Origin of the sequence: Bacillus sp. FSL R7-0646, from assembly GCF_037969865.1 — a bacterium.
Lineage (GTDB): Bacteria > Bacillota > Bacilli > Bacillales > Bacillaceae > Bacillus > Bacillus licheniformis.
This window is the reverse complement of sequence record NZ_CP150217.1, coordinates 3,576,768-3,589,699: the sequence shown is the minus strand read 5'-3', so window position 1 is coordinate 3,589,699 and position 12,932 is coordinate 3,576,768. Positions and strand designations below refer to the sequence as shown.

Annotated in this window: 15 protein-coding genes; all 15 read left to right on the top strand. The window is 45.4% G+C overall.

Annotated features, from left to right (window positions below; genetic code table 11):
- The first annotated feature begins 13 nt into the window (after window positions 1-13).
- The 15 genes from fliW to ftsX all read left to right on the top strand — a co-directional run bounded on the left by fliW (window position 14) and on the right by ftsX (window position 12,896).
- Complete coding sequence (gene fliW / locus MKY62_RS18765; protein ID WP_011198351.1) at window positions 14-445, top strand: flagellar assembly protein FliW; 432 nt, start codon at window positions 14-16, stop codon at window positions 443-445.
- Window positions 439-663 (top strand): carbon storage regulator CsrA, encoded by a 225-nt coding sequence (csrA, locus tag MKY62_RS18760; RefSeq protein ID WP_003185697.1) that lies wholly within the window; start codon window positions 439-441, stop codon window positions 661-663. The genes fliW and csrA overlap by 7 nt, the downstream gene beginning before the upstream one ends.
- A gap of 133 nt (window positions 664-796) precedes the next feature.
- Entirely contained in the window at window positions 797-1,729 is a 933-nt protein-coding gene (gene hag, locus MKY62_RS18755; RefSeq protein WP_009329669.1) for a flagellin Hag, read from the top strand.
- 185 nt (window positions 1,730-1,914) lie between these two features.
- Window positions 1,915-2,256 (top strand): flagellar protein FlaG, encoded by a 342-nt coding sequence (gene flaG, locus MKY62_RS18750; protein ID WP_011198350.1) that lies wholly within the window; start codon window positions 1,915-1,917, stop codon window positions 2,254-2,256.
- A gap of 18 nt (window positions 2,257-2,274) precedes the next feature.
- Window positions 2,275-3,756 carry a flagellar hook-associated protein 2 gene (locus MKY62_RS18745; protein ID WP_009329667.1) on the top strand — a complete coding sequence of 494 codons (1,482 nt, stop codon included), beginning with the start codon at window positions 2,275-2,277 and terminating at the stop codon, window positions 3,754-3,756.
- Between the two features lie 21 nt (window positions 3,757-3,777).
- Window positions 3,778-4,179 (top strand): flagellar export chaperone FliS, encoded by a 402-nt coding sequence (gene fliS, locus MKY62_RS18740; RefSeq protein WP_003185688.1) that lies wholly within the window; start codon window positions 3,778-3,780, stop codon window positions 4,177-4,179.
- Entirely contained in the window at window positions 4,179-4,520 is a 342-nt protein-coding gene (fliT, locus tag MKY62_RS18735; protein WP_003185686.1) for a flagella biosynthesis regulatory protein FliT, read from the top strand. The genes fliS and fliT overlap by 1 nt, the downstream gene beginning before the upstream one ends.
- Window positions 4,521-4,529: 9 nt before the next feature.
- A complete protein-coding gene (locus MKY62_RS18730) occupies window positions 4,530-4,907 on the top strand; it encodes a hypothetical protein (RefSeq protein WP_003185684.1) in 378 nt (125 codons plus the stop codon).
- Between the two features lie 226 nt (window positions 4,908-5,133).
- Window positions 5,134-5,694: a ribosome-associated translation inhibitor RaiA gene (raiA, locus tag MKY62_RS18725; protein ID WP_009329664.1), complete on the top strand. Its 561-nt coding sequence runs from the start codon at window positions 5,134-5,136 to the stop codon at window positions 5,692-5,694.
- Between the two features lie 160 nt (window positions 5,695-5,854).
- Window positions 5,855-8,380 (top strand): preprotein translocase subunit SecA, encoded by a 2,526-nt coding sequence (gene secA / locus MKY62_RS18720; protein WP_003185681.1) that lies wholly within the window; start codon window positions 5,855-5,857, stop codon window positions 8,378-8,380.
- Between the two features lie 62 nt (window positions 8,381-8,442).
- A protein-coding gene (gene prfB / locus MKY62_RS18715) for a peptide chain release factor 2 (protein WP_097366454.1) occupies window positions 8,443-9,544 on the top strand; the annotation gives its coding sequence in 2 pieces (ribosomal slippage) (window positions 8,443-8,514 and window positions 8,516-9,544; 1,101 coding nt in all).
- Between the two features lie 206 nt (window positions 9,545-9,750).
- Window positions 9,751-10,599, top strand: coding sequence for a YitT family protein (locus MKY62_RS18710; RefSeq protein WP_025806165.1), 849 nt, complete (start codon window positions 9,751-9,753; stop codon window positions 10,597-10,599).
- 48 nt (window positions 10,600-10,647) lie between these two features.
- On the top strand, window positions 10,648-10,974 hold the full coding sequence (gene cccB, locus MKY62_RS18705; protein ID WP_003185673.1) for a cytochrome c551: 327 nt from the start codon (window positions 10,648-10,650) through the stop codon (window positions 10,972-10,974).
- Window positions 10,975-11,326: 352 nt separating this feature from the next.
- On the top strand, window positions 11,327-12,013 hold the full coding sequence (gene ftsE, locus MKY62_RS18700; protein WP_003185670.1) for a cell division ATP-binding protein FtsE: 687 nt from the start codon (window positions 11,327-11,329) through the stop codon (window positions 12,011-12,013).
- Window positions 12,006-12,896 (top strand): permease-like cell division protein FtsX, encoded by an 891-nt coding sequence (gene ftsX, locus MKY62_RS18695; protein WP_011198348.1) that lies wholly within the window; start codon window positions 12,006-12,008, stop codon window positions 12,894-12,896. Before ftsE ends, ftsX begins: the two co-directional genes overlap by 8 nt.
- Window positions 12,897-12,932: the final 36 nt, after the last annotated feature.

Genomic DNA, 12,932 nt, shown 5'->3' with positions numbered 1-12,932 from the left:
AGGATCGTGAATGATGATCATTAAAACAAAGTATCACGGAGAAACGCAAATTCAAGAAGACCAGACAATCGTGTTTAAAAACGGCCTGCCTGGATTTACAGGGGAGAAGAAGTTCGTCATCCTGCCGCTTTCCGAGGATTCGCCGTTCGTCGTCCTTCAGTCGGTGCAGTCGGAAGAGCTGGCATTCATTGTCGCCAGTCCGTTCGTCTTTTTCAAAGATTATGGCTTTGATCTTGATGAAACGACGGTTGAACTTCTTGAAATCGAATCTGCCGAAGACGTTGAAGTAATGGCGATTTTAACGATCGAAGAGCCATTCGAGAAATCAACGGCCAATTTGATGGCGCCGATAGTGGTGAACCGCAGAAAGATGCTTGCCAAGCAAGTGATTTTGCATGACTCTTCTTATCTGACAAAGCAGCCGATAGGAGGGGAAGCATGCTAGTCTTATCCCGCAAGCTCAATGAAGCGATTCAAATCGGAGACGATATCGAAGTGAAAATCATATCCGTTGACGGAGATCAGGTGAAAATCGGCATCGACGCGCCGAAGCATATCGAAATTCACCGCAAGGAAATCTATTTGGCGATCCAGGAAGAAAACAGCCGGGCCGCTTCCATCTCAAACGATTTGCTTGCGAAATTATCCTCACAAAAAAAGTGAGGATTTTTTTATTTTTGCTATAAACAATTTCAAGGCACCTCCGATATAAAATATGTAGCAGGAAGGACAGCCTGAATGCTTCAAACATGCACATGGACGTGCAATCAAACACATTTCAAGGAGGAAATACACAATGAGAATCAACCACAACATTGCAGCGCTTAACACGCTGAACCGTCTGTCAGCAAACAACGGCGCAAGCCAAAAGAACATGGAGAAGCTTTCTTCTGGTCTTCGCATCAACCGTGCCGGAGATGACGCAGCAGGTCTTGCAATCTCTGAAAAAATGAGAGGACAAATCCGCGGTCTTGAAATGGCTTCTAAGAACGCTCAAGACGGCATCTCTCTTATCCAAACAGCTGAAGGTGCATTGACTGAGACTCACTCAATCCTTCAACGTGTTCGTGAACTAGTTGTTCAAGCTGGAAACACTGGAACACAACAAACTGAGGATTTAACAGCTATCCAAGACGAGATCAAAGCATTAAAAGACGAAATTGACGGCATCTCAGAACGTACGGAATTCAACGGTAAAAAATTGTTGGATGGTACTTTCAAAGCACCAGCAGATCCAGCAAACCCAGCTGCAGGTGAAAAATCTTTAGTTTTCCAAATTGGAGCTAACGCAACACAACAAATTTCTGTTAACATTGAAAAAATGAGCACTGATGCATTAGGAGTCAAAGATCCTGCAGATACTACGGGCAGAACTCTAGTAACCAACCAATCAGTTAAAGATATCGATGTAACTAAATTTGCTGATAATGCAGCAACTGCAACAGATGTAGGTTTTGATACTCAACTTAAAATCGTTGATTCAGCGATCAACCAAGTATCTGCACAACGTGCTAAACTTGGTGCGGTACAAAACCGTCTAGAGCACACAATCAACAACCTTGGTGCTTCTTCTGAAAACTTGACAGCTGCTGAGTCTCGTATCCGCGACGTTGACATGGCTAAAGAAATGAGCGAGTTCACAAAGAACAACATTCTTTCTCAAGCTTCTCAAGCTATGCTTGCTCAAGCGAACCAACAGCCGCAAAACGTTCTTCAGTTGCTTCGTTAATTTTAAAAAGATCTTGGCCTTTGCCAAGGTCTTTTTTTACATTTGTCCAAGAATCCTTTGCAGGGATTCTTTTTTTAAATTAAACCACTTTGTCTTTTCTCATAATTTTTTTCCATAAAGATATTTAATCTCATTCGCCCTTAGCCGATATAAGTTTTAGATCATAGCATAGGGGATGGTAAAAATTGTCGATCAATAGATTGTCATCTTTAGAACCCATTATTGATGCTTACAAAACACAGATGTTGAATAAACAGTATGAAGCTGTGGAACGCCCGCAGCAGACGGACGCTGCAGAATTTACATTTGCTCAGCTTGAAAAAACCATACAAGGCGCAAACAACCTTTTGGAGCCGTCGCAGGTGCACCTACAGTTTGTGCTTCACGAAAAATTGGGAGAGTATTATGTGAAGGTCGTGGACAATCGGACAGAGGAAGTCGTCCGCGAGATTCCGCCAAAGGAGTGGCTCGATTTTTATGCGGCGATGGCGGAATTTATGGGGTTAATTGTCGATAAAACTACATAGAACAGGAGTGTTAAAGATATGGCGATCAGAATATCAGGATTAGCTTCAGGTATGGATATAGACGACATTGTCAGCAAATTAATGAAGACGGAGCGCGTCCCGCTTGATAAGCTTACTCAAAAGAAACAGACTTTGGAATGGCAGCGCGACAGCTATCGTGAAATCAATACGAAAATTAAAGATTTGCAGGAATCCATCAACCTTATGCTCCGTCCCAGCACGTACGGCGCGAAAAAGGTGACAAGCTCTGACGAGTCGGCGGTTACGGCAACAGGCACCACGAATGCGGCGTCAGGCACGATCCAAGTCAACAAGCTGGCGACTGCGGCCACCTATAAATCTTCCAGCCTTTCAGGGTATACCGGGAGCGATCAAACGCTAACTTTCCAAGTGACAGCACCTGGAGAAACGACTGCGAAAAAAGTTGAAATCAGCGTCAGCAGCACGGATACGCTGGATGACATCGTTTCCAAAGTCAACAAATCAAATTTGGGCGTAACCGCTATGAAAGAAAAGATTTATAACGGTTCTGAATATGTAGAAACGATCGCTTTCACATCAAAAGCAACCGGCGCAGGGGGCAGCATACAGGCAGCTGATGATGCGACGGCGAGCTTTATGTCCAATCAGCTCGGATTTGCGCTTGATGCCGACAACAAGCTGACAGCCAGCCAAGCCGGCCAAAACGCCGAAGTTGTCATCAACGGATTGCAGATTGAGAAGACAACGAACAACTTTACCGTTAATAATGTGACATATCAGTTGAAGAATACGACAAACAGCCCCGTTTCGCTTGATGTAGCGACTGATGTTGACGGGATTTATGAAAAGATTAAAGACTTTGTCACACAGTACAACGAACTGATCGATATGGTCAACGGCAAGCTCACGGAAAAGAAATACCGCGACTATACGCCGCTGACAGAAGAACAGAAAAAAGATATGACGGAAAAGCAAATTGAGCTGTGGGAAGAAAAAGCGAAAAGCGGATTGTTAAGGGGCGACACGATTTTAAGCGGCGCCACCAATCAAATGAGGACAGATTTTTATTCGAATGTCTCTGTGAACGGCGAATCGCTGCAGCTCACTCAGTTTGGAATTACGACATCAAGCGTATACAGTCAGCGCGGTCATTTAGAGATCAACGAAGAAAAGCTGAAAGCGAAAATTAAAGAAGACCCTGACAGTGTGGCAAACCTCTTTATGGCGGGAACGAGCAGCACGGAAAATTACAATGAAAAAGGCATCATGAGACGCCTTCAGACGGTTTTGACCGATACGAAGAAGCAGATTGAAGATAAAGCCGGAAATTCAGCAATGGCAAACAATCAATTTACAATCGGGAAAAACTTGAATACAGTTGAATCTGATATTTCGTCCATGAATAACCGCCTGACACAAATCGAAAATCGCTATTATACAAAGTTCACGGCGATGGAAAAAGCGATTCAAAAAATGAATGAACAATCGACATACTTGGCGCAATTGCTTGGACAATAATTGTAATTTGGAGGATCAACAATGGCTTTAAACAATCCGTATGCAGCTTATCAGCAAAATTCAATCAACATGGCGACTCCTGGAGAATTGACGCTTATGCTATTTGACGGCTGCCTTAAATTTATGAAGCTGGCGAAACAGGCGATTGAACAAGAGGATATGGAAACGAAAAATACGAACCTTGTCAAAGCTCAAAACATTATACAGGAGCTCAATATCACCCTTGATCGGAAAGTCGAATTGGCCGCTTCGATGGGGGCGATGTACGAGTATATCCACCGCCGCCTGATTGAAGCAAACATTAACAATGACAAAGATATCGTGGCGGAAGTCGAAGGGTATGTCAAAGATTTACGCGATGCCTGGAAGCAGGCGCTTCAAATTGAACGGCAGGGCCGGTTCGGATCGGGCGGACTGGCATAATGGAAAAGATTGAGCTGCTCTACAGCGAAACAAAACATATGCTCGCTCAAATAAAAGGCGCCCCGGAAAGCGACGAGCTGGTTCAGGCAATTGAAGATTTTCTTAAAAAACGCGATGGCTTGATCCGCGAGATCAAGCCGCCTCTTTCTGAGACGGAAAAGCGGCAGCTGCAGCAGGTGACGGATATGGAGCCATTGATCATGGCCGAACTGAAAAGGCTGCAGCAGGCTGTCAAGCAGGAGCTGCTTCAGGCGAAGCAGAAGCGTGCCATGCATCATTCCTATATCAATCCGTACGCCAACATGACGATTGACGGCACATATTATGACAAGCGCAAATAGGTGATCGCTTTGACAAGCACCGACGATTACATGCTCTTAACGACTTATTATCAGCTTTTGTTTACGATTGAAGAGGGGTTTTGCTATTTAATAGAAGCGAATCAAGATTTGGCGAAGACAGAAGGAGAGCGGATTTTTAACGATTTAATCTATGCTTTTTTTCAGTTGGATTCGTCGCACGCTGTTTTGCTGTCGATTTTGGAGACAAGCTGTGCCAAATCTTCGATTCGTTTTTTTGACAGAGTCTTCCGTGAGTTTGACAGCTTGATCTACTACAATTATCCGTCTGCTGAATTTCAGCATGACTTGATCCATCACTTTTTACCGCTTTATCGGGAATGGATGAAAACGATCCACCAATGCATGAAACCTTATGTCATCCATTAATGGCATACATCTGTCAGGATTCTGCAGGTGTATGCCGTTATTTTTTGTTCTTATTTTATCCGCATGTGAATATATTTAAGATTTAATAAAGGGGCTCAGATGGCAGGAGACAAACTTCGTCAAAATTCACGGATTTTTCACATAATTTTTACGTTTATGCAGGAATTCAGCAGGGAAAAGACGAAATATATTTACATATCCTTAATATAAAGGAGGCGTTCTTTTGATGGAGTTCAACGTCAGAGGAGAAAATATTGAGGTAACACCAGCGTTAAGAGAACACGTCGAGAAGAAGATTGGAAAGCTTGAGCGTTATTTTGAAAATAACGTTGATGCGATTGTTCACGTCAACTTAAAATTCTACAATGATCAGGAATCAAAGGTGGAAGTGACAATTCCAATGACAGACCTCTCTCTCCGTGCGGAAGTTCACCACGAAGATATGTACAATGCAATCGATCTCGCAACGAACAAACTGGAACGTCAAATACGCAAGCATAAAACAAAAGTTAACCGGAAATTCCGCGAAAAAGGTTCTTCGAAGCATGTTTTTGCAGAAGGAAACGGCATCGGAACGGCCGTGCAGGAAGACATTGAGGATGAACAGCCGCAGGTTGTCCGTCAAAAGCGCTTTAATTTAAAGCCGATGGATAATGAAGAAGCGATTTTACAAATGAATATGCTTGGACACAGCTTCTTTGTATTCACGAACGCCGAAACCAATCTGACCAATGTGGTCTACCGAAGAAACGATGGAAAATACGGTTTGATCGAGCCGAACGAATAAATATATCGAGTCCCCTCCCGGATCTTCCGCAGAGGGGATTTTTTCCGTTCCCCCGCGGTAAATTGTTTGGAAATGACAAAAGGTATGATATGATATTGCATATATAAAAATTACTGTTTACTCATGCTTAAACAAGGAAATTAAAGAGGAGCGTTATTCTATGCTTGGAATTTTAAATAAAGTGTTTGATCCGACAAAACGCACGCTCAGCCGTTATGAAAAGAAAGCGAACGAGATTGATGCGCTCAAGGCAGATATAGAGAAGCTTTCAGACGAAGCTTTGAAGCAAAAGACGATCGAGTTCAAAGAGCGCCTTGAAAAAGGCGAAACGGTTGACGATCTTTTGGTTGAAGCGTTTGCCGTTGTCAGGGAAGCTTCCCGGCGCGTGACAGGCATGTTTCCGTTTAAGGTTCAGCTGATGGGGGGCGTCGCCCTTCATGAAGGGAATATCGCCGAAATGAAAACGGGGGAAGGTAAAACGCTGACTTCCACAATGCCCGTTTACTTGAACGCTCTGTCAGGGAAAGGCGTTCACGTCGTGACGGTCAACGAATACCTGGCGAGCCGCGACGCTGAAGAGATGGGGAAAATCTTTGAGTTTCTCGGGCTGACGGTCGGCCTAAACCTGAACAGCCTGTCAAAAGACGAGAAGCGTGAAGCCTATGCAGCAGATATTACGTATTCTACGAATAATGAGCTTGGCTTTGACTACTTGCGCGACAACATGGTGCTTTATAAAGAGCAGATGGTTCAGCGCCCGCTTCATTTTGCGGTCATCGATGAAGTCGACTCCATTTTGATCGATGAAGCAAGAACGCCGCTCATCATTTCTGGACAAGCGGCCAAATCCACCAAGCTTTATGTTCAGGCCAATGCGTTTGTCCGCACGCTAAAAGCGGATCAGGACTACACATACGATGTGAAAACAAAAGGCGTTCAGCTGACTGAAGAGGGGATGACAAAAGCTGAAAAGGCATTTGGCATCGAAAACTTGTTTGACGTCCGCCATGTCGCCTTAAACCATCATATTGCCCAGGCGCTGAAAGCCCATGCGGCGATGCATAAAGACGTCGACTACGTCGTCGAAGACGGTCAGGTCGTTATCGTCGACTCTTTTACAGGCCGTTTGATGAAAGGCCGCCGCTACAGCGACGGACTTCACCAGGCCATTGAAGCGAAGGAAGGCCTTGAGATCCAAAATGAGAGCATGACGCTCGCGACGATCACCTTCCAGAACTATTTCCGAATGTATGAAAAATTGGCTGGAATGACGGGTACCGCAAAAACGGAAGAAGAAGAATTCCGCAACATCTACAACATGCAGGTTGTTACGATTCCGACCAACAAGCCGATTGCCCGCGATGACCGACCGGATTTAATTTACCGGACCATGGAAGGAAAATTTAAAGCTGTTGCAGAGGATGTCGCCCAGCGCTATATGGTCGGACAGCCGGTACTTGTCGGTACGGTTGCGGTTGAAACATCTGAATTGATATCAAGGCTCCTTAAAAATAAAGGAATCCCGCATCAAGTGTTGAACGCGAAAAACCATGAGCGGGAAGCTCAGATTATCGAAGATGCCGGGCAAAAAGGCGCGGTCACCATCGCGACCAACATGGCGGGCCGCGGAACGGACATCAAGCTTGGCGAAGGTGTAAAAGAGCTTGGCGGACTGGCCGTCATCGGTACGGAACGCCATGAATCAAGGCGGATTGACAACCAGCTGCGCGGACGTTCAGGCCGTCAGGGGGACCCTGGTATCACCCAATTTTATCTGTCCATGGAAGATGAATTAATGAAACGCTTCGGCGCAGAGCGGACGATGGCGATGCTTGACCGCTTCGGAATGGACGATTCGACGCCGATACAGAGCAAGATGGTTTCAAGAGCGGTCGAATCTTCACAGAAGCGTGTGGAAGGCAACAACTTTGATGCCCGTAAGCAGCTTCTGCAATACGATGACGTGCTCCGCCAGCAGCGCGAAGTCATCTATAAACAGCGCTTTGAGGTCATCGATTCCGATAACCTCCGCTCCATCGTCGAAAATATGATTAAAGCTTCACTCGAGCGGGCTGTTGCTTCATATACGCCGAAGGAAGATCTGCCTGAAGAGTGGAATCTTGACGGCCTTGTGGAGCTTGTAAATGCGAATTTCCTTGATGAAGGTGGAGTGGAGAAAAGCGACATTTTCGGAAAAGAGCCCGAGGAGATTACAGAGCTCATTTACGACCGCATCAAAACGAAATACGATGAGAAAGAAGAGCGGTACGGCTCTGAACAAATGCGCGAATTTGAGAAAGTCATCGTTCTCCGCGAAGTGGATACGAAATGGATGGATCACATCGATGCGATGGATCAGCTGCGGCAAGGAATTCATCTGCGCGCTTATGCTCAGACAAACCCGCTCCGCGAGTATCAGATGGAAGGCTTTGCAATGTTTGAAAACATGATCGCGGCGATTGAAGATGATGTAGCCAAATTCGTCATGAAGGCTGAAATCGAAAACAACCTTGAGCGCGAAGAGGTCATTCAAGGACAGACGACAGCCCATCAGCCGAAAGAAGGCGATGAGGAAAAACAAGCGAAGAAAAAACCGGTCCGCAAAGCGGTGGATATCGGACGCAATGATCCTTGCTACTGCGGAAGCGGAAAAAAATATAAAAACTGCTGCGGAAGAACAGAATAAAAAGAGGTGCACGCCTCTTTTTATTTTGAACCGGCTGAAATATATGATGAGGTGAAAGAATAATGGAATTGGCAGAAATCAGACAGGAACTTGAAAATATGGCTACTCGGTTAGCGGACTTCAGGGGGTCTCTTTGACCTCGAAACAAAGGAAGCAAGAATCAGCGAATTAGACGAGCAGATGGCTGACCCCGACTTTTGGGGAGATCAGCAGAAAGCGCAGACGATCATTAATGAAGCGAATGCGTTAAAAGACTATGTCAACACGTACAAAAGTTTAAGCGAGTCTCATGAAGAACTGCAAATGACACATGATCTTTTAAAAGAAGATCCTGACCAGGACCTGCAAAATGAACTGGTCAACGAGCTGAAAAGCTTAACAAAGCAGTTTAATGAATTTGAGCTCCAGCTATTGTTAAGCGAGCCTTATGATAAAAACAATGCGATCCTTGAGCTTCACCCGGGAGCCGGCGGCACCGAATCACAGGATTGGGGTTCAATGCTTCTCAGAATGTACACCAGGTGGGCAGAGCGCCGCGGATTCAAGGTGGAAACCCTTGATTACCTTCCAGGAGATGAGGCGGGAATCAAGTCTGTCACTCTCCTGATTAAAGGCCACAATGCCTACGGTTATTTAAAAGCCGAAAAAGGCGTGCACAGGCTCGTCAGAATTTCTCCGTTTGACTCTTCAGGGCGCAGGCACACGTCGTTTGTGTCTTGTGATGTCATGCCTGAATTCAACGAAGAAATCGACATTGAGATCCGTACGGAAGATATTAAAGTCGATACGTACAGGGCAAGCGGCGCCGGCGGCCAGCACGTCAATACGACAGACTCCGCCGTCAGGATCACCCACTTGCCGACAGGCGTCATCGTCACTTGTCAGACAGAGCGATCACAAATTAAAAACCGCGAACGTGCCATGAAAATGCTGAAATCGAAGCTGTATCAGCGCAGAATCGAGGAGCAGCAGGCACAGCTGGACGAAATTCGCGGCGAACAAAAAGAAATCGGCTGGGGAAGCCAGATCCGCTCATACGTTTTCCACCCGTATTCTCTAGTGAAGGATCATCGAACCAACACGGAAATGGGGAACGTGCAGGCGGTTATGGACGGAGACATTGACTCTTTCATTGACGCATATTTGCGTTCCAAGCTTTCCTAAATTGAAGAAAGGCGCATCCACATTGTGAGGATGTGCCTTTTTTGCGGGGAAAATTGCCTGAATCTGGGCAGCTTAAGCCGTAAGAAGCTTTGTCCCTCTGCCGCTTTATTCAATTAATACGTTATTTGGCTGTTATTTACTTACAGTATGCTAAATGCTATACTCTCGATTGGTAATGAATCGTGCGGAGGATGACAGACATGAATATGGACAAAACGAGATATCAATTGTTTACGGTGCTGCGTGACTACGGCTATATCCTGTTTGGATCAGCCGTCGTCGCTGTGACATTTAATATGTTTTTGCTTCCCAACCGGATTGCAGCCGGCGGAGTCAGCGGCATCAGCACCATTTTGCAATCGTTCGGCTTTGAAGCCGCCTATGTGCAATGGGCATTTAATATTCCTTTATTTATTGCCGGGGTTCTGGTACTCGGAGGAAAATTCGGCATCAAGACGCTTGTCGGGTCTGTTTTTCTCCCGTTTGTCGTATACGTGACGCGGGACATTGCTCCGGCGACAGAGAATCCGCTCTTGGCCGCCATTTTCGGCGGTGTCGGCATCGGAGTCGGGATCGGGATGGTCTTTCTCGGAAGGGGCTCGACAGGCGGCACTGCGCTGGCCGCGCAAATCATTCATAAGTACACCGGGCTGTCGCAAGGCAAATGTTTGGCGCTGATTGACGGAACGATCGTCCTGTCCGCGATGTTTGTTTTTAACATCGAACAGGGACTTTATGCTATGCTTGGCGTTTATATATCAAGCAAAACCATCGATGTCATCCAGGTCGGATTGAACCGTTCCAAAATGGCGATGATCATTACGAACCGGGAAGAGGAAGTTCGACATGCGGTACTGAATAAAATCGACAGGGGGATTACGAAAATATCAGCGGTCGGAGGCTATACAGATGATGAGCGGCCTATTTTGATGTGCGTGGTCGGCCAGACCGAGTTCACAAAGCTGAAACAACTCGTAAAACACATTGATGAGTCTGCATTTGTCATTGCGATGGATGCTTCAGAGGTGCTTGGCGAGGGTTTTAAACGCGCATAATCGAGGTTATAATAAAGGTTGACTTGTTAAAGGAGCTGACTTGAAAAAATGAAAATGAAGCTGTTTACTCTGTTTATGGCTGTTTCTTTTGTGCTGGCTGCCTGCGGCGGCAATAACAACGAAAGCAAAGAGAAAAATACAGGCGGGCAAGCAACTGCAACCGACGGGGAAGAGATTTACCAGCAAAACTGCACAGGCTGCCATGGTAAGGATTTGGCCGGCGGTTCCGCTCCGAGTTTGAAGGAAGTTGGCGGCAAGTATAAGGAAAGCGAAATTAAGGACATTGTAGTCAACGGCCGCGGCGGAATGCCTGGCAATCTTGTAGATGAAAAAGAAGCTGAAGCGGTCGCGAAGTGGCTTTCAGAGAAAAAGTAAGCATGCCTTGCCAGTCAGGAGGCGAAAAGAACCTTCTTCACGTTCAGGTGAAAAAGGTTCTTTTTTTGTTGAAAAGGTCTTTTTGCCTATTGAGAAAACGGAATTAACGGGTTCTTTTGTCTTAAATAAGGCCCAAAGTACAAATTTTTTGGCTGATTTTGCGTTTTTCCTATAACTTAGGTCGGCATTGAAACAAAACTGTAATATCATTTTGTCTAATCTTGACGTATAATGGGTGTTGTTGAAAAAGGGCTTGAATTAATACCATTTATCGTGAAATTGGCAGGGGACACAAAACGACAGGCCCTTTCGAAGAGTATGACCGTATAAACATAAAAGATTAGGTGATTACATGATCGAAATAAAAGATGTATATAAGACTTATTCCAACGGGGTCTCGGCGCTGAACGGAATAAGCATCTCTATATATCCCGGGGAATTTGTTTATGTTGTAGGACCGAGCGGAGCAGGAAAATCAACCTTCATTAAAATGATTTACCGCGAAGAAAAGCCTTCCAAAGGGAAGATTGTCATAAACAATAAAAATTTGGCGCAGCTCAAAGAAAAAGAGATTCCTTTTATCAGAAGGAAAATCGGCGTTGTATTCCAAGACTTTAAACTGCTGCCGAAGCTGACGGTGTTTGAAAATGTTGCATTTGCTTTAGAGGTCATCGGGGAGCGCCCAGAGGTGATCAGAAAAAAAGTGCTTGAAGTGCTTGATCTTGTCCAGCTGAAGCACAAAGCAAGGCAATTTCCTGATCAGCTGTCCGGAGGAGAACAGCAACGGGTTTCAATTGCGCGGTCAATCGTCAACGACCCTGATGTCGTGATCGCTGACGAGCCGACGGGAAACCTTGACCCTGAGACGTCTTGGGAAATCATGAAGACGCTCGAAGAGATCAACAACCGCGGAACAACAGTCGTTATGGCGACTCATAACAAAGAAATCGTAAACACCATGAAGAAACGGGTCATCGCAATCGAAGACGGGGTCATTGTGCGTGATGAAGCTAGAGGGGAGTATGGTTCTTATGATTAGAACTCTCGGACGGCATTTGCGCGAGAGCTTAAAATCTCTCGGGAGAAACGCGTGGATGACTTTCGCATCCATCAGTGCTGTAACAGTTACACTTATCTTGGTCGGCGTGTTCATGGTCATCATGCTGAACGTATACAATATGACATTAAAAGCCGAACAAGAAGTCGAAGTCAAAGTGCTGGTTGACTTAACGGCCAACCAGGATCAAAAAAATACATTGGAAAAAGAAATAAAGAAAATACCGGAAATCAGCAGTGTCAAATACTCATCTAAAGATGAAGAACTCAAAAACCTGAAAGACAGCTTTGGGGAAGACGGGAAATTCTTTGCGATGTTCGAGCAGGAAAACCCGCTGAACGATGCATTTGTCGTAAAAACAAAAGACCCTCAAGACACACCGAAAGCTGCCAAGAAGCTTGAGAAGCTGACCAATGTCTATAAGGTGACATACGGACAGGAGCAGGTAGACCGCTTGTTTAAAATCAGCAATGTCGCCAAAGTCATCGGGATTGCATTGGTCATCGGCCTGCTGTTTACGGCGATGTTTTTAATTTCTAATACGATCAAAATTACGATTTTTGCGAGACGCAAAGAAATCGAGATTATGAAACTTGTAGGTGCGACAAACTGGTTCATTCGCTGGCCATTTTTCATTGAAGGTTTGCTCTTGGGTGTATGCGGTTCTATCATTCCGATCGCTATTTTGCTCGGAACGTATCATCATGCCGTTCAGTGGATCGCTCCGAAAGTTCAAGGCACTTTCATACAGCTCTTGCCGTACAATCCGTTCGTCTTCCAGATTTCAGCGATCCTGGTGCTGATCGGAGCCGTTATCGGTGTATGGGGAAGCTTGATGTCGATTCGCAAATTCTTAAAAGTTTAAACCGGCGCTTTCGCCGGTTGTATCATGTTTAAAGCT